Source organism: Vibrio tapetis subsp. quintayensis, from assembly GCF_030409945.1.
GTDB lineage: Bacteria > Pseudomonadota > Gammaproteobacteria > Enterobacterales > Vibrionaceae > Vibrio > Vibrio quintayensis.
In genome coordinates this window covers 1-551 of sequence record NZ_JAUFQV010000048.1, presented here as the reverse complement: position 1 = coordinate 551, position 551 = coordinate 1, and the positions used below count along the sequence as shown (strand labels likewise).

Below are 551 nucleotides of genomic sequence, written 5' to 3'. Positions count from 1 at the left end.
TGTCGGACTCGTTGAACAATTCTCGATAATTGAAAAACTCAGGCAGAGCTATAGCATAAAAACATTGTGCGAAGTGTTCAGTATTCATCGCAGCAGCTATAAATATTGGCGAAAAAGGCCAGCTGTTATCAATGTAGAAAAGGTCAAGCTACACAGCTTGGTAAATGAAAGCCATGCTGCGAGTAATGGCTCTGCCGGTGCTCGAACCATCGCGAGCCTTGTGACAAATCAAGGAATGAATCTGAGTCGTTATCGAGCTACCAAGATAATGAAAGAGCTTGGCCTAGTGAGTTGCCAGTTACCGAAACATAAGTACAGAAAGGCATCACAGGAACACATAGAGATCCCAAATCATCTTAATAGGCAATTTGCTGTTACTGAGCCAAATAAGGTTTGGGTCGGTGACGTTACCTATGTTTGGACAGGTAATCGCTGGATGTATTTAGCCGTTGTTATAGACTTATTTGCACGAAAAACGATTGGTTGGGCAATGTCACTATCACCGAATAGCCGATTAACGGGAAAGGCTCTTTCGATGGCCTATGAGTCTC

1 protein-coding gene is annotated in these 551 nt (G+C 43.2%); it reads left to right on the top strand.

Annotation, left to right across the window (positions count from 1 at the left end):
- On the top strand, window positions 1–551 hold a 551-nt coding region (locus QWZ04_RS23280; RefSeq protein WP_290330697.1), incomplete at both ends, for an IS3 family transposase.